Source organism: Chloroflexota bacterium, assembly GCA_014360825.1.
GTDB lineage: Bacteria > Chloroflexota > Anaerolineae > UBA2200 > JACIWT01 > JACIWT01.
In genome coordinates, this window is sequence record JACIWT010000003.1 from 152500 (window position 1) to 171319 (window position 18820).

Genomic DNA, 18820 nt, shown 5'->3' on the forward strand with positions numbered 1-18820 from the left:
TTATTATACCTAACGAAAGTGAAAACTGCCCATTTTCATTTGCGTATCTTTTGGGAAAGGCAAACGTCTTCACGAAAGAGAACCCTTTATTTGTACTGGATGGCCGGTCTAGAGTCTTTGACACGGTACGCTTTCGTGCTGTATAATTTGTATTAAACTGAAATTAGACTGACCTCGGTACGCATGCGGTCGTCTGACCGGAAGTTTCGACCGCAGTCCTCTGTTTGCAATGCAAAAGCAGATTAGGGAGAGAGGAGACTCACGAAATGAGAGCCCCAGACCACATTACCACTGGCAATCCGGTCGGCAAGCAGCGTGGCCGGTTGATTTTCCTCTCAGCAGCGATCTTTCTCATCGCTTTCATCTCCATTTTCCTTGGGCCTGCGTTTTTGTTCCAATGGAGGTCTAGCGAAGCGGCACCATCCGGTCCGGATGATGGATTACCTCATCTAGCCTCTACGTTTAGTGCCACCTCCACTGTTACGGAGGTAAACTTCCAGCAAGGGGTTTTCCCTACCGCGGGCTACTCGGGTTGCTTAGATACCTCGATTGTGGCTTGGCAAGAATGGCCTCACGACGACCTCTGGCTGCGAGCAGGCCAACTTTCCTATTACCGACCACTCATTTACTTTGATCTCACCCCCGGCGGCATTCCCACCGGCGCCTATGTAGAGTCGGCAACGCTCTATGTATACGCCTACACGCGAAACATGGTCCGTGAGCTCGAGGTGGAGCCGTACTACGTAACTCGCACTTGGAGCGCACCTGATGCCACCTGGACCTATGCCACGCTCACCGATACCTGGGGTATCGCTGGTTGTGATGATCCGACTACTGATCGTGCGCCTCATCCGAGTTCCACTACAACGTATAACACCGTCGGCACGTGGCACTCTTTTGACGTGCGGTCTATTGTACAGCAGTGGGTGGACGACCCAACAAGCAACCATGGCATGGTCCTCGTCGCGAGGACCCCCTCGGTCATCTATTACTATTGGAGTAGCCAGTGCAATGTGGCGGAGTATCGCCCCCGCCTCCGGATTGTATATGGCGCGGCACCTCCCACCACACCTACACCCACCCCGACACCAACCAAGACGAACACCCCGGGTCCTTCGCCCACACCAACCCGAACACCTACCGTGACGCCTACCCTGCCTGGCCCACCCGTCATCTTAGACGATGGCGACCCTGGTTATTCCCGTTCCGGAGCCTGGTTTGACGCTGTTGGCAACGGTGGATACGCCAATGACTACGATTACGAGACCGACGTACTGACTACCAATACCGCTAGCTGGCAACCACCAGCCTCAGATCCTGTCCCGGCTGATGGGATGTACGAGATCTTTGCTCATTGGAGTGTGCACTCTGCCCGGCCTGTGAATGCGACTTATACCATCCATTATCAGGGTGGGACGGCTACTGTCCAGGTGGACCAAACGAAAGACGCGGGCGGTAGTACCGTGCCCGACTTCACTGCATCCGGCTGGAAGAGTCTGGGTATCTATCCCCTCGCGGCAGGTACAGTCAACTATGTGGAGATTTCCAGCGTTTCTCCGGGCGACACCTGCGCTGATGCAATTCGCATTGTCCCTACCGGCTTGCCGGGCCAGCCGTACAGTATAGAAGTTGTCGCCGACCCTTCCAGCATTGTAGCCAATGGCACTGCTACTTCTACCATCCGCGCTACAGTGCGCGACCGCTTCGGCAACCCAGTCGCTAACGGCACAATGGTGGGCATTACTTGCACTGCCGGGGCCTCCGTACCCACAGCCTACGCCGAGGCCGAACTCGCCCCCGTCGTGCAATCCGGCACTTGGGTGACGGTGGCGAATGCTAGCGCCAGCGGAGGTAACTTCCTGCGGTCCAGCACGGCTGGCTCCGAACTCTCCTGGAGTTTCACTGGCTCGGCTGTTTCACTGGTGTATGCAACATCTCCCACCGGCGGCATCGCCGATGTGATTGTAGACGGGAGTTTTGCCACCCAGATTGATATGTCCTCTGCAGCGACCAAGTGGCAAGTCGAGCGCGTGATCCGCAATAATTTGACTTTTGGTCCGCACACCATTGTGGTGCGGGTGATCAGCGGCATCGTACGAGTGGACGCCTTCCGCTCTGGGGTAATCACGTCCGGTGGTCTGGCCACCGTCAATCTTACCGCAGGCACGACGCCAGCGGTAGTGACAGTGCGTGGCACGGCGCTGGGCATTGACTACGTTGGATTGGCCCCTGCCTGGCCAATGGACGAAACCACTGTGACCACAGCAGGGCCCTTTGAGGTCTGGGTAGATGACGACTACACTCCGGGTGGTTACAACGATGGCCACCAGTGGGGCTATGATGCCTTCAATAAAATATACGATGGCGTGACCAAAACGATCAGCACTGGCACAGTGCATGTTTTATCTGGCACCTACAACGAGAATGTGGTGGTTACCAAGACCCTGAGCATCCTGGGCGTGGGGGCCGACACAGTCATCTTAGACGGCGTCAGCGATACTGGGACGGGCTTCTACATTGATCAGGTCAGCAATGTTACTATTTCCGGCCTGACGATCAAGAACTTCAGCCGAGGCATTGATATCCACGGCACCGGGGCGACCAACGTTTACACCATCACCATTACTAATAATATCTTCGACTCCAATGGAGTGAGTGCTGGTTCTGAGGCTATCTACGGCACCTACGTATTCAATAGCATCCTCTGCAACAACATCATCCGTAATGGTCAGGATGGCATAGACCTGTGGCTTGCTAACAATGTGGTGATCTGCTACAACGAGATTTACAACAACAAGGGTGTTGGCGTCTGGATCGAGCGCGGCGACAACAACTCCATTGACAACAACCATATCTACAATAACCGGCACATTGGCGTGCGTATCACCAGCCCCGCCAACAACAACGGCATTTTCAACAACCACATCCACGACCAGTACTGGGATGGCATTCATCTTGGCTCTGCCGTGGCCGGCACCCAGATCGTGAGCAACACCATCACCAATACGAATAAGATGCAGATGGACGGAAATGGCAATGTGCCGAGCGTGGACGAGAACGACGGGGCCATCACTTTGGTGAGCACTACCAACACCAATATCCTGGACAACGTCATCCAAGGCGTATCGAATGCTGAAGGTACGAACGGCGACACTGCCGGCATCCATTTGCGCAACCCAGCCAACACGAATTGCATTATCGAGCGCAACTCCATCACCTATAACGCCAACCACGGGGTGTACATTCGCGCCGCCGCCGGCCGCCCGGTATTGCATCGCAACACTATCTGCGGCAACGGCAAATTCGGGATCATAAACAACATGGCGCTCCCTGCGGTGGACGCTGAGGGTAACTGGTGGGGCCGCAACAGTCCTACCCAGGGACTTACACCACCCCGCGATATTTATTACGATGGCATAACCGACAGTGTGGATGAGGACCCACAAATCCGAATCACGTTGACCCGCTATCCCACCGCTATCGCTGCTGACGGTGTGTCTACTTCTACTATCACGGCCACTGTGCGCAGTACGAGTGGCCACGACATCATTGATGGTTCGCTCGTCACCTTTGCTACCAATAGAGGGACCTTTGTTGGCGGGCCCACCGTGCCTACATTGAATGGTGTCGCCACCATTCTCTTGCGCGCGGGCACCGTTGCTGGCACTTCGTACGTGACAGGGACATTACCTTGTAACGGCACAGCAAGCACCACAGTGAACTTCACTGCTGGCCCACCGGCAAACCTCTCTGTCGTTGCTATCCCCAGTGCGATACCTCGGGGTGGTCCGCCGGCTGGTCAAGCGGTGATCAGCGCTACCCTGAAGGACATCTATGGCAACCCCGTACCCGGGGAGGTTGTAACCTTCACGGTGGATACCACTTACGCCTACCTGGTCGGCGCGCCGCCCGTGGTGGACACGACGGATGCCCTCGGTGAAGCCACGGCTACCTTGCGCTCACTCGACCTGGTTGGAACTGCCCAGGTGACAGCGACGGCAGCCTCACTGATTGCCAATACCACGGTTGACATCACTGGCGGCCCCCCCGTTACTATCACTGTGACGGCTGATCCCACACACCTGCCAGCGAACGGCGTTGCCCAATCGCTCATCACTGCCGTGATAAGCGATGCGTGGGGCGGGCCCGTGCCCGATGGTACGATGGTTGGCTTCACCACTACGGCGGGCTCAATGATCCACGCCTACACTGAGGCAGAGAGTGGCGAGGTGTTCAAAACCACCGGCGATTGGACCACCGCAGCCGACGCCAGCGCCAGCGGTGGACAATTCGTGTATACCGACAACCCTGGCGCTTTCGTCAGTTGGTCTTTCAGGGGCCAGGCGGTGTCCTTGAGATACGTGAAATCGCCTCTGGGCGGGGTCGCTGAAGTCTCTGTGGACGGCGTGGTGCGCAAAACCATTGATATGTCTGCCGCCGGCGTCCAATGGTTGGAGGAGATCATTGCCTCGGACCTTTCTCCAGGCGCACACCAGATCCGAGTGCTGTGTCTAAGCGGGCGGGTTTATGCCGACGCCTTCCGCTCTGGTACCACGACCACAGACGGCGTAGCGACAACCTATTTGACGGCGGGCGTTACACCGCTGGTTACCGCTATCGTCTGGGGGACGACGGGCATCGAAACCGGTATCATCACCGACGACGCCAGCGTGTTCTTCGAACAGTCCAGCGTCGTCTGGGTGGACGACGATTGGGTTGGACTGCCAAACGGAACAGATGTCGGGTCAGGTCGCATTATTGGGTCTAACGCTGCCGCGACCATCCAGGATGGCCTGAGCCTGGTGCAGACGGGCGGCTCGGTATTTGTGTTAGGTGGTACCTACTACGAAAGCCCGCTGATCACCAAAACCCTGAACTTGGTGGGGTTCGAGCCTGGCCACAATGCCGTTGTGGACGGCTACAATACTCTGACCTATGGCATCCGTGTGGATCCGGGCGTGGATAACGTCCTCATCTCTGGCTTCACTATCCAGAACTTCCGGCGCGAGGCTGTCCGCGCCATCAACACAGCCGGGAATCCCGGCGAGGGTCTGCGCGTGCTGGATAATATCATCCAGAGCAACGACCGGCAGTATGGCGACCTCACGCCGAACTGGACCAGCGCTATCTCTGTTACCTACGTGATGGGCGGCCAATTCGTGAGCAACGTCATCTCAGGCAACCAGGGTGGCCTCTACTTGCGCGAATCCAACGGCAACCTCATCCAGAGCAACCAGATTTACAACAACAACCGCTACGCCATCGAACTGGAAGTCTGTGACAACAACATCGTGGATAGCAACGAGATCCACGATAACGAGAGTTATGGCATCCGCGTTTACGGGGCAGGTATCAGCAACACCATTTCCAGCAACATCATCCACGATGTGTATTGGGATGGCATCCGCGTGGAATCTGGAGACACCACGCGCGTGATCAGCAACACCCTTTACAATACGAATAGGCGCATCAACAATGGCGAGGGTCTGAGCAGTGGACCCAATTTAGGTGCGATTGTGCTACGGGACAGCACAGATAGCCTGGTACAAGACAACTGGATCTACAACACCCAAGACGCCGAGGCGACGATTTACTCGGGCGGCATCGTCCTGGACGGGAATAATAGCGGCATTACTATCTTGTACAACTTGCTGCATGACAATACTCACAGCGGCATCCGCATCCTAAACCCTGGCTGGACGGGCACCGTCCCCGAGATCCACGGCAATAGCATCTATGGCAATGCCGATTATGGCATCGCCAACTTGCAGCCAGGCACGCCTGTGGACGCAGAGTGTAACTGGTGGGGCCGCAATACACCCACCGTGGGCGCAGTGCCGCCACGCGATATCTATAATGGAGTAGGGGCCAACGTGGACTACAACCCGCGCCTCCAGATCGTTCTCACTGCCAACCCCACTTCTATCCCAGTGGGCGGGTTGAGCAGTTCCGAAATCAGGGCTATTGTTCAGTGTACCAGCGGTGGGACGCTTTATCACATCCGCAACGGCACACCAATCACCTTTACCACGAATCTTGGCGCCATCACTGGCCCTGTGACCACGACGATGACCGATGGTATTGCCACAACGGTCCTGCACTCGGGTCTCACCGCAGGCACAGCAACAGTAACGGGTTGCATCCCGCCACTACCGACTGGATGCAACACGGTGGATGTAGAGTTCGTCCCCGGGCCTCCGTTCAGCATCAGCATGGTGGCCGTGCCAAATACCATTCCGACGGGACTTGCTACTTCCATAGTTACTGCTACGGTCCGCGACCAATTGGGTAACCTGATTGATGGCGCGACCATCTACTTCTCGGTGAATCCACCCACTTTGGGCACGGTCAATCCAGTCTCGAGCGTCACGGCAGCGGGCGTGGCTACGACCACTTTCCGCTCTGCGACCACGCCCGGGGTGGCCACTGTCAGTGCCAATTGGGGTTACGTGACCGGCTCGGTGCCTATCACGATCACGGCAGGCGCACCTTACACCATCACTCTCGTGGCCTATCCCACCAGCATTCCCGCCGACGGGGTCTCCACAGCAGCCCTGACGGCTACTGTGGTGGACCTCTTTGGCAATCCGGTGCCAGATTGCACACTGGTGGGCTTCACCACGACGCTTGGCTATCTGCCCTTCACTTATACCGAAGAGTCGGCGCTCAGTCCGGCAGCCTGGGTGGGCACGTGGACCACGGCCTCGGACCCCGCCTTCAGTGGCGGCTCCATTCGGTATACATCCGATAACACCGCCGCTGTCACCTGGCAGTTCACCGGCACTGCTGTCTCGCTCATCCACAGCACGGCGTCGAATGGCGGAGAAGCGCGGGCTTATGTGGATGGCCTAGGTCCCTATGTCATGAACATGTATTCGGCCAGCACTCAGAACCGCGTGGAAAGCCAAATCCCCATTTGTGTGCCGTATGGGGTGCATAACGTGCTTATCGAAGCCCAGTTGGACCCTGGTGAGTTCATCTGGGTGGACGCTTTCCGTTCTGGGCTGGGCACAATCAACGGCATGGCTGTTGCAGCGCTCAGATCCACCACCACCCCTGGCACTGCTACCGTTTATGCCACTGCAGCCGGCAATCCCGCGCTGCAGACCTCCACGACTGTGGAATTCGCTCAGCCGTGCACCGTCTGGGTGGATGACAATTGGGTTGGGACGCCCATTGGCACGGATTTGGGCGGCGGTAAGGTCTACGGCTACAGCGCCTTCGCCACAATTCAGGCTGGCGTGGATGCCGTGTGCGATGGCGGGACTGTTTACGTCCTCGACGGCCTTTACAGTGAGCAGGTCAGTATCACCACCAAGAGTTTGAATCTCTTGGGTGCTGGTAGCGCTACGACCACCATCCAAGGGCCGGCGGGCATCACTGCCACCGCTCAGATCGGGACGCGAGGCATCTACGTTTATCGGCGCGATAACGTGACCATCTCCGGCTTCACTATTCGTCGCTTCGATTACGGCATCTACTTGCACGGTACGGCAATAAACAATGTCGTCGGTGCGATCATACAGGATTGCGTCTTGGAAGACAACGATGCCCATGGTTCGGGCGTCCCGAACAACGCCAGTGCTATCTTCGGGCAGTATGTGACCTCCAGCCTGCTACGAAACCTGACCATTCGACGCGGTCAGGCCGGCATTCAACTGGAAAACTCCAGTTGGAACGACATCTCGAGCAACCTGATCTACAACAACAATCAGTACGGGATTATGTTGTACAACGGTCAGGGCAACACCTTCAATAACAACGACATCTACGATATGCGCGAAGGTGGCATCTACAATGTCGGTAGCACCGACTCCAACACGATCATGAACAACCGCATCCACGACACGTCTTGGGATGGCATCCATATCGGTACCCTTGCCACCAATGCTCGCGTCGTAGGTAACACAGTGTACAACACCAACCTGAGTTACCTGAACGGTGAGGGAGTTGCTGCCGATGATGCTGCTCCAGTGCCTCGGCGGAGAGCGAACCGCGGTGGTATCGTCCTGTGGAGCACGATGACCACCACAGTCGAGTATAACACCGTCTACGGCGTCTCGAATGCCGGGCTTCAGTTGCCCAATTCCGCTGGCATCCTGCTCGCCGGCCCGAATCCCGGCTCGATGGTGCGCTATAACGTCAGCCGCAATAACACCAACCACGGCATCTGGCTCTCCACTGATGCGGTGCCCGGTACAAACCGGCCGGAGTTCCACGGCAACACCATCTGCGGCAACGGCAAGTTCGGCTTCATCAACACAGGGGCCAATACTGCGGACGCCACGGGCAACTGGTGGGGACGCAACACACCTACCACTGGATTGACGCCGCCACGCGACATCTACTCCTCATCCGTGCTCTGGGATCCGCCCATTCGCATCACATTGACTCGCTCGCCAACGAGTATGACAGCCGATGGTGTGTCCACGGCCGTCGTGACTGCCACGGGGACCAGTGGCACGTATAATATCCTGAATGGCACATTATTCACTTTCAGCACCGACATCTATTCTACACTGATCACCCCGTCTATCGTGCCTTCGGCGAATGGCGTGGCCACGGCCACTATCCGGGCTGGTACAGTGGTGCCGCCTGCTCCCAATCGCACCTATATCACCGTCACCACCGAGCCATGCAGTTACACGGATTCAACGCATGTGACCTTACGGCCCGGCCCACCGTACACCATTACGTTGCAGGCCTCGCCAGTTTCCATCCCGATCCTGGATGGCCCGAGTTACATCACAGCCACAGTAACCGACCGTTACGGCAATCTGGTTGCCGATGGTCTCTGGACACTGAACATCAGCACCGATCTCGGTAACTTCGACGCCCCGTTAGGGCCAACTAACGTTACCCGTGCTGTCGTCGGTGGGCAGGCCTACGTCCAGTTGTATTCCGCTGACATCTGTGGCGTGGCCCATGTGCAGGCGAATAGCAATGAAGTGCCCGGCGTGAGCGGCAGTGTCAATGTTGGCATCATAGGTGGACCTCCTGCTTCGGTGGGTGTCGTGGCCAGTCCTCCAGTGTTACCGGCCGACGCTCTCTCCACTTCCACCATCTACGCTACCGTTGTAGCCACGGGCACAGGTGGGTGCCCGGTGGAGGATGGCACCTTCGTTGGCTTTGACAATCTTGGCGGGCTGGGCAGTATCCCGTACGACTTTGTGGAAGCGGAGTTTGCTCCTGTTCTGCAGTCTGGCAACTGGATTACGGGTACGAATGCGAACGCCAGTGGGGGCATGTTCCTGCAAACGGACGAGCCCGGTGCCTCCTTGACCTGGCAGTTCTACGGCAAAGCAATCGCGGTCAAGTATAGACGCGGCACTGCTGGCGGCTTGGCCAACGTCTACGTGGATGGCCTCTTCATCAAGCAGATTGATATGTCGCTGGGCTGGACAGAGTGGCAAACTGAGCAGGTCATCGCGAATAACCTAACCGAGGGTGTCGCCCACACGATCCAGGTTTCCTGCCTGAGCGGACGGGTGTGGGTGGATGCATTCCACTCTGGCTCAACGACCCAAGCGGGCGTAGCGACTTGTATCCTCACCGCGCACGACGACCTAGGCGAGACGACTATCCGTGCCACGGTTGGTCCGTTGACGACGCCGGTTACTTACACAGCGTTCAGCGATGTAGTGATACAGTTCCGTCGCTCGCGTCTGAGCATCACCAAGTCGGTCGTACCCACTGTGGCGCACCCGAGTGAGATCGTAACCTTCACGTTATACTACACCAACACGAACACGGGGATCGGAACAGATGCCACTGGCGCAGCCACCAATGCCACCATCGTGGACACGTTGCCGCCCGGGCTGGTCTACGTGAGTTCCACTTCTTCGCCTGATATCGGCAGTCCGACGGGTTCTAACCCATATTCCTGGAGCGCGGGCACCCTCGCACCCGGTGGGAACGGCTGGCTCAGGATACAGGCGCTGGTAACCACAACCGTTGGCTGGGGCCAGAGCACCATCTTGACCAACACGGCCACTATCACCACGACCACGCGTGATAACGACCTGGCCAACAATACCACGGCTATCACCCTTGAAGTGAAGCCCGGCCCGCCGCACCAACTGTTGCTCACCGCCGACCCGCCAAGCATCCCGGTGGGCGGAGGCACGTCGAATATCCAAGCTACGGTTACCGATCAGTGGGGCAACCCAGTATTGAACGGCACACCGGTTACTTTCACCACTGACCTGGGGGGCTTCCCAGTGGTGCAGAGCATCACAGGAGCAACGACGAACGGCGTAGTCAACCAGACCCTGACCTCAGGCCCGATCGCGGGTACGGCCCACGTTGCGGCTGAGGTAAACGGCATCACTGATACCGTGAACGTACAGTTCACACCATTGTCGCCTTTCACCATAACAGTGGCGGCTTACCCAAGCACCATCGCCGTTGGCGGAGAGATGGCCTACATCGTCGCCACGGTAGTGGATCAATATGGCAACCGCGTCGCCGATGGCTGGTCGGTCTCATTCGAGGCCTCGATGGGATCTCTATCTCCTAACATCACAACCACGGTAGGCGGCGATGCTCTCACCCAGTTGACATCGGGTGATGTCGCCGGCACGGCTTACATTACCGCCACCTGCAACGGGCGCATCGGCACAACCACCGTGCAGTTTGTGCCTGCTGAAGAGCGGCAGGTGACATTGCAGGCGGATCCACCCATCGTTCGTGTCGGCCTTGGTCAAGCGGATGGTTCCAGACTGATCGCCACTGTACGCGACCTCTTCGGGAACCTTGTCGGTGGGCGGGTCGTGACTTTCACTACATCGCTGGGCACTTTCCCCAACGGAATGAATACGTGGGTGGGCATGACCAGCAATGCCTCTGGGAGCCCAGATTTTGGAAAAGCCATCGTGCGATTGCAGTCCATTACTGTGGGGACGGCTATCGTGAATGCCGAGACCGAATATGGCTCTGCCTCCACGCAAGTCAGGTTTATACCTGGTCCCACTGAACACATCAACCTAACCATTCACCCGCGTATCATCCCCATCTGTGGTGGCACAGGCATTATCACAGCCACAGTACAAGACATGTTCGGCAATGCTGTGCAAGATGGCACGTTGGTCGGCTTCTCCATCTTCAGCATCGGCACAGTGGACCCAGGGTCGGTGCCCACGGTCAATGGTGTGGTCACGGCAGTGGTGCGTTCGGAGTCGCAGACGGGCTGGGCAACAGTGCAGGCGGAAGTGCGCGAGGGCGGCGCTTACGAAATCCAGCATGCCGACGTGTACTTCATAGTTGGCAAGCCGGATCATATCGTCATCTTCCGCGAGCCGTGGGAGATCCAGGTGGGAGGCCAGGTATCGCGTATCACAGCATTGGTGCAAGACTGCGGCAACAACAGCGTGGCGGATGGGACAGTGGTAACATTCACCACGAGCCTGGGCACATTTGGTAGTGGCACCACGGTTACGGATACTACGCGGGCTGGGCTCTCGAGTGTCTATCTGACCTCGGGGAATAGACCGGGCACAGCAACCATCTCAGTTCAAGCCGATTCGCAGACCAACTATGCCACTGTGGACTTCATCCCCGGTCCGCCGTACACGATCACGTTGAGTGCTAGTCCGCGCTCTATCCCTGCCGATGGCGTAGCAACTTCCACCATTGTGGCTGTCCTGCAGGATTACTATGGCAACCCAGTAGCCGATGATACTGTAGTACGCTTCAACGCATCACTCGGTACGTTCAACGGTATCAACCGCGCCGAAGAGTACTCCAGAAATGGGCAGGCCTCTGCGGTGCTAAAATCCGGCACGACACCAGGCCGGGCCTACGTAAACTGCAACTCTGGGGCTGCCTACGCTCAAACTTACGTGGACTTCTATTATGCGCCCACACCCACACCGACACCCGAATGGGCCTACTACTTGCGGATGCCCATCATCATCAAGAAGTTTGCTCGTTAGCCTGGTGTCGGGGTAGATTCGCGTTCTTCATAGGAGGCTTGGAGACAATAGAAGAGCCCTCCCATTGGGAGGGCTCTTCGCGTTGTCGTGAGAGTCTCAAAAAGCGAGGCTGGCGAAGCCCAAGAAGGCCACAGCGCCGTTCCAGATCCCATGAAGGGCTACGCTCAGGAGATACATAGCCAGGAGCAGCGGAACACGCCGTTCCACTAGAGCATGATACCACCCTAATCCCATAAGTGCCCCCGCCACACCATGTACTGCCATGGTGACCAATCGCAGCCCGATGAGCACTGGCCAGTCGTCTAACAGGATAGCCACGTTTATTGCTGTCTCCACTGTGGCAAAACCAAGACCACACGTCAGTCCCCACAGTATCGCCTCGTTTCTGCTTGGACGGCGGTAGGATAGGAAGGCGACGCCCAGCCCTTTGATTGCCTCTTCAAATAATGGCCCGAGGAAAAGGACAAGGGCCGCGACGATGATCAGCATCGGGGGTGATGAGAGCAAGTAAACCCAGGCAGAAGGTTGTTCTAAGATCGCTGGGTTGCTCAACAGATCCATCAATTCTTGGATTCTGGCCTGGCCCCCGGGTAAGACCATTGTCAGGGAAACGGTCATCGTGCTCACCAGAAAGATGCCGATGAACTCTGCAATAGCACTTAATGCCGGGGCGAGGATGGTGCCGTAGGCTAATTGCAGCACTTCGGTTCGCCAGTCTGCCCCTGGCCAACGCCGGGCAGCGACCGACAATATTGCCAGGGCGGGTATGGAAACGGCGAAGATATGGAAGGGCGGGAATAGGTAGGCCGACGCCAAGCCAATCCGCCGCATCGTCTCTCCGATGATCAGTATTGTTGCGAAAAGCAAGGCCAACAGCCAGGTCGGGGGTAATTGAAACACCTTGCTAGGCTGCCCGCGCAGACTGTTGAGCCCTTGAAAAAAGAGCAAAAGTCCCACCATCCCAGAGACAAAGACCAATACGCCCAAGATCGTGTTGAGGCGCAAGGCCTCATTCGCGCTTCGCCCTCCCCACAGTGGGACCACCAAACAAACCACCAACCCCAGTAGCGCCGTGAGAGTGAGGATGAGCCCCGTGATGGCTACACCCGCCTTAATGCCTCTCAAATTCCCTCCTCCTCGCAACCTGCTTAGCGGTTGCGCTCACCCTGCAATAGGGCGGACAATATCATCACCGCTGCTCCTTTATCCAACGGCTCGTTGTTGTTCCCACATTTAGGCGACTGGATGCAACTGGGGCAACCTTCTGTGCAAGGGCAGTCGCGGATTGCTACCAGCGTCGCCCTCCAGAGTTCGGGCAGCAGTTCGTACCCCTTTTCTGCGATGCCAACGCCGCCAGGGTGGGCATCGTAGATGAATATCTCGGGTTGCCCCGTGTCTGGATGCGTTGGCGTGGAGAGCCCACCGATGTCCAGCCGGTCACACATGGCAAAAAGGGGTAGCATACCGATCGCAGCGTGCTCTGTGGCGTGTAATCCACCGTGAAAGTCCAACCCACGCGCAGCGATGGCGATCCGTGTTTCCTCTGGCACCTCGAACCACACTGCGGTGGTGACGAAGGACTGGGGCGGCAAATCCAGCATTTCCTCCGATAGCACGGTATCTGTGAACTGCTGGAGCCGCCGGAAGCCTATCACCTGTTGAGTAACCGCCACCTGTCCGAAATGCGCCATCGTCTTGCCTATTTTGCATTCCCGCTCCACTCTGATCACCCGCACCTCATTGATTTCACGAGGCTCGGTGTAGTAGTTCACGTCAGTGGGTGAGGCATAGGCGATGCGTGTGCTGAGATCCAGATGTGTAATGAGGTAGGTTTCCCCTTGGTGCAGGTAGATGGCCCCCGGATATACGCGCAAGAAAGCCGTGTCACCCTCAATTTCCTCCATCGTGCGGTAATTATCGGACTCGTCGAGGAGGACGTATTTCTCCGGTGAGGCTGAGCGTAGGCTTACTCTTTGCGCTGGGTAGTCGGGGATGCTGTAGTACCAACGTTCACCGCGATACTCCAGCGTTCCGTTGCGTTCTAATTGAATCATAGCCTGGACGAACCCGGGTCCAAATAACACCTCGTCGTCGTTTGTGAGTGGTCGCTCATAGGCGGCGCAGGGCAAATGTTTTTCCAAGAGATGCACGTTGTCCGGGTCAATCAAGGCGTGTTCGTGTGGCCGACCGAATAACTCTGTCGGATGGCGCATGAAGTACTGGTCAATTGGGCTATCTTGGGCGATGAGCACGGCTAACGAGTGGCGGACGCCACGCCCGGCACGCCCGGCTTGCTGGCGCATACTGGCGATAGTGCCCGGATAGCCGACCAGCACTGCTGCGTCCAGACTACCTACATCCACACCCAGTTCCAGAGCGTTGGTCGCTGTTACACCCAGGAGTCTGCCGCTGAAAAGTTCTCGCTCGATCTCCCGCCGCTCCTCGGGCCGATACCCGGCGCGGTAGGACCGGATCAGAGAAACCAGATCGGGATCATCTTTTTCCAAGATCTCTCGGGTGTAGCGTAGGATTAACTCGGCTATCTTCCGTGTGCGAGTGAAGGTGATGTTGCGGATGCCGTGTCGCACCATCTCGGTGAACAGCGTAGTGGCCTCCACATTCGGGCTGCGACGGGTCGTGCGTGCGGCGTCGATGAAGGGAGGGTTCCAGAGGACGAAATCTTTGGCCCCATGGGGAGAGCCATCGGCATCAATGACTGTGACTGGCACGCCAGTGAGTTGTTCTCCGTGCTCAGCGGGGTTGGCGATGGTGGCTGAGCAACAGATGAATTGTGGGCTGGAACCATAGTACTCGCACAGGCGGCGTAGGCGGCGCAAGACGCAGGCTACATGCGATCCAAAGATACCCCGATAGACATGAGCCTCGTCTACCACTACATATTTCAGGTTCGCGAGAAATTTTGCCCACAACCCGTGGTTGGGCAGAATACCGACGTGCAGCATATCTGGGTTGGTGAGGATGATGGCCGCCGACTTGCGAAGACGCGTGCGTGCTCGCTGGGGCGTATCGCCGTCGTAGGTCCCGAAGCCCACGTGTTTCAACGCCGCGCGCGTGAGTTGTTGCAGGGAGCGCAGTTGGTCCTGAGCCAATGCTTTGGTGGGAAAAAGGTATAGCGCCCGTGCATGCCAATCGCGGATCACTGCCTCAAGCACTGGCACGTTGTAGCACAGTGTCTTCCCGCTGGCCGTTGTGGTGGCTACCATCACGTCTTCACCGTCGAGGGCTGCGTCAATGGCTGCTGCCTGATGGGAGTAAAACTGTCCGATGCCTGTCTCTCGAAGAGCCCTTGTTATCTCTGGCGATAGCGTGTGCTGTGGCGTGCCGAAGCGAGCCTGGCGGGCGGGCAGGTGCTCGATATGTACGATTTGCTCCCTATACTCTTTCTGGCTACGCAGGTAATTCAAAAATTCAGGTACGTTCACGCGACATCCTATGGTCTCGCCTCGACCAGCAGAAACACTGTCATGCCATTGTCATATTTCACCATATAATGTGGGGCCTCAACCGCGTACCACACCCATTGCTTAGTTGAGACGAAATTCAGTTCCACCTGGTAGGCCTCAAATGTACCAGCAGGCGTCTCTACCATCTCGCGCCCCAATACTTTGAGTTTGGTCGTGATCTGAGACCCGTTGGTAGGCACAACTGTAGTAAACCGAGCCACATAGTCATCGCTATAGGGCAATGCTCGTAAGATCACCAATAACTGGTCGTTATCGTAGGCGTCCGCTGAAACGCGAAGGTTCGCGGACTTCTCGCCATCCCTCGTTTGCGCCGAGATGTGCAATCTATCGTCGGTATAGGTCGTATGGAGCGTGAAGTCATTTGCAGTACCACTCAGAGCGCGCTCGCCACGGAGAGGCTTTAGGTCACTGGCCCGCATGCTCAGAGAGATCTCGTCTTTGATTTCCCCGAGTACGAACGTTGCCTGTAACTCGTAGACATCTTCTGTTCTGCGGATCATCCACATACCAGTGCCAACCTCATTGCCCTGTTGGTCACGTATGGAGTACACAGTCTCCTCCTGGTCTCCCCATGGCACGGTGAGTGGAAGTGGTTCGCCACCGGTTACCTGACAGGTCGTGGCCAGCAGGAGCACTATTAGACCTAAGCGAAGGGATTTGTGCATGTTGCCCCTAGCATCATTAACGCCAGCGAGTCAGGATCTCCTCGCGCTGGAAGAGCCGAACACCCACATACAGAGCGATCACATCAAGCAGGGCCAAGACCACAGCAGCGATGGCAAAAGCCCGGGTGGTGTAAAACACTTTGCCGGCTACCTGTAGCAGACTGAAGCCGACCAGGGGGATGATAATGAAGCCCGCAATCTGCTCTGCCACTCGGACGTCATTCACCCGAGATGAAACGATCACTGCCAGCGCCACCGACAGAAGGCAGCAGAGTGGCGCGATGATGAGCATAGCCAGCAGCCACATTAAGTTGACCAAGAGTGGCCTTACTGGCGGTGTGGCGAGGAACCACGCGCCCAGCGCGAAAATGCCGAAGGCAAGCCAAGTGGTCAGGACAGCAGGGATCGCCGCAGCCAGCGATTTGCCCAATAGGAGTTCCCCGACCGTGATCGGTGTAGCCAGGAGTGGTTCCAGGCTGCGCTGTTGTTTCTCGCCGATGATACTAAAAGAAGCAATGGTCATCGGGATGAACAGTGGCATCATGAGGAACATGAACAGGAACTGGCTGACGATGATAACCTGCATGACCTCATTTGGTGCCAGACCTGCCAACTGCGGCGCGACCCGGTAGTACATCTCCACCTCTTCGGCTGGCACTTCCTCCGCGCCCGTCAAGTGGAGCATAAGAAGTGGTATGGCTACTAGGAGCACGGGCACCAGAAACACGCTGAAAAGGAGGAGCCGGTTACGGATAACTTCCGTCCACTCTTTACGAACGATCAAGATCACCTTTTTCATCGCCCGTCCTCTTTGACCAAAGCCAGGTATATTTCCTCCAGCGAATGCTCCAACTCTTTCACATATTGCACTTCAGCCCCAGCGGTTGCCAACTGTCTGACGACGATCGGGTTCTGCCTTTCTGGGTCGTTTAGCCGAATGAGCATCTGCTTGTCGTCCATCCAGCGCACTTCTTGGACGAAATCCAACTCCTGCACAGCCTTCAGGAACCGATCCGAGCAGTTCGCCACTTGTACTACGGTTGTGCGTCCGAAGAGTCGGCGCCGGAGGTTCTCCGGGGTATCCACCGCGATGAGGCGAGTGCGCAATACTGCAATCCGATCGCATAAGCGCTCGGCTTCGTCCAGGTTGTGGGTACAGAGGAAGATGGTGCGTCCCTCACCTCTTAACTCTTCAATGAATTCGCGGACGGTCTTTGCCGCCTCGGGGTCCAGGGCAGCGGTGGGCTCGTCCAGAAAGAGCAACTTGGGCTCATGAATGAGGGCACGGGCGAGGGCGAGTTTCTGCTTCATACCCTTTGAGAACTCGGCCACTGGCTCATCGCGTCGCTCCCACAGGCCGAGCATGCGCAGATATTTCTCTACCTGTGGCCGATAGTTCTCCACTTCGTACATTTGCGCGTAGAAACTTAAGTTTGCCTCGGCGCTCAATTTCTCATACAGCCCTGGTGACTCAGTGAGAATACCCGTGGTGTGCCGGATGGCTATATTCTCTTGCCCAACCCGAAAGCCGTTGACAATAGCCTCCCCAGAACTGGGCGCGATCAGGCAAGCGAGCATGCGCACTGTGGTGGTCTTTCCTGCGCCGTTCGGACCCAGAAAACCGAATACTTCGCCCTCGTGTACATCCAGATCGAGGGACTCCACCGCTGTCTTGCCATTGAACCGTTTGGTCAGTGCGTACGTCTTAATCATAATCGCTCATTCTAACAGAGCCTGCAAGGCGTTCCAATCCGTGTGAGCACTTAGATCTATCGTGATCGGTGCAACGGACACCACCCGCTCCACCATCAGGGCGTAGATGTCAGAATCGGGCTCGGCTGCCTCTGGAGAGAAAACGCGCCGATAACCGTTCATTTGTTTATTCCCATTCTCGTCTTCCGTCACAACGGATTGAAAATACCTCAATCGTGAGACCCGCGTCAGCCGCCAAGGCGTTGCGGGTGTGGCATCGCACGGTATATCTACCTTCAGCACGTCTACCCCTGTTGGTAGGCCATGAGCCAACACGCGCTCAGCAAAGTGGCGCGTGAAAACCGCTGCCACTGAGAAATCTACCTCCTCGCTGTGGGTGAGATGGAGCGATTCCTCCGTCTCCAGTGAGACGGCTAATCCAGGGATGCCGAAACTCGCACTCTCCAGGACTGCGCCCACGGTTCCTGAGATAGTGATGCCTGACCCTACGTTCTCCCCATAGTTGATACCGGAGATCACCAAATCTGGCAGCCGTGGAGCGAAGCGGAGCAGCCCGTGACGCACTGCTGTCGCTGGTGATGAGGTCAGTGCAAAAGTTTCGACTCTCTTGCCTCGGATACTCATGTTGTGGCGGGTTGTCTCAACTGGCCCAGGCGGGAAACTCCGGCTGGAGCCCGATTGTTGGTCCCGAGGGGCTACAACGAGCACGTCGCCCAGATCGTAAACAGCCTCCACTGCCGCGCGCAGGCCCGGCGATTCGATCCCATCATCATTGGTGATGAGAATCAATGGTCGATCTCCCAAGATGAGCCTCCGTGATGTACTATTTTCTTGCAGGCAAGCGGGCGAACGGCGCGCCGCTCGCCCTGCTCGCTATTGCGGCCAGTATTATCGCCTATTTGAGAACGGCAGTCAAGGTCAATCTTTCAAGGTTTTTCACTTGCTCTGCGGGCCGGAGCGACTACAGGTCAGCGTTGCTCGTGTGCGCAAAACGTGCTATACTTGTAGGCTGCATCCCGCAAGG

At 57.0% G+C, this 18820-nt stretch carries 7 protein-coding genes; 1 reads left to right on the forward strand and 6 read right to left on the reverse strand.

Annotated elements, in window-relative coordinates:
- Positions 1 to 266: 266 nt before the first annotated feature.
- Entirely contained in the window at positions 267 to 11933 is an 11667-nt protein-coding gene (locus H5T64_03130; GenBank protein MBC7263335.1) for a right-handed parallel beta-helix repeat-containing protein, read from the forward strand.
- A gap of 96 nt (positions 11934 to 12029) precedes the next feature.
- Here the strand turns inward: H5T64_03130 and H5T64_03135 are convergent, their stop codons facing one another.
- The 6 genes from H5T64_03135 to surE are packed head-to-tail and all read right to left on the reverse strand — an operon-like array spanning position 12030 to position 18600.
- Entirely contained in the window at positions 12030 to 13058 is a 1029-nt protein-coding gene (locus tag H5T64_03135; GenBank protein MBC7263336.1) for a PrsW family intramembrane metalloprotease, read from the reverse strand.
- 23 nt (positions 13059 to 13081) lie between these two features.
- Complete coding sequence (locus H5T64_03140) at positions 13082 to 15376, reverse strand: DEAD/DEAH box helicase (GenBank protein MBC7263337.1); 2295 nt, start codon at positions 15374 to 15376, stop codon at positions 13082 to 13084.
- An 8-nt stretch (positions 15377 to 15384) separates the two neighbouring features.
- The gene (locus H5T64_03145) at positions 15385 to 16083 is read right to left on the reverse strand and encodes a DUF3108 domain-containing protein (protein MBC7263338.1); all 699 of its coding nucleotides are present in this window, start codon (positions 16081 to 16083) and stop codon (positions 15385 to 15387) included.
- Between the two features lie 16 nt (positions 16084 to 16099).
- On the reverse strand, positions 16100 to 16882 hold the full coding sequence (locus tag H5T64_03150) for an ABC transporter permease subunit (protein ID MBC7263339.1): 783 nt from the start codon (positions 16880 to 16882) through the stop codon (positions 16100 to 16102).
- A complete protein-coding gene (locus H5T64_03155) occupies positions 16879 to 17796 on the reverse strand; it encodes an ABC transporter ATP-binding protein (GenBank protein MBC7263340.1) in 918 nt (305 codons plus the stop codon). Before H5T64_03155 ends, H5T64_03150 begins: the two co-directional genes overlap by 4 nt.
- A gap of 6 nt (positions 17797 to 17802) precedes the next feature.
- Positions 17803 to 18600 (reverse strand): 5'/3'-nucleotidase SurE, encoded by a 798-nt coding sequence (gene surE, locus H5T64_03160; GenBank protein ID MBC7263341.1) that lies wholly within the window; start codon positions 18598 to 18600, stop codon positions 17803 to 17805.
- Between the last annotated feature and the right edge of the window lie 220 nt (positions 18601 to 18820).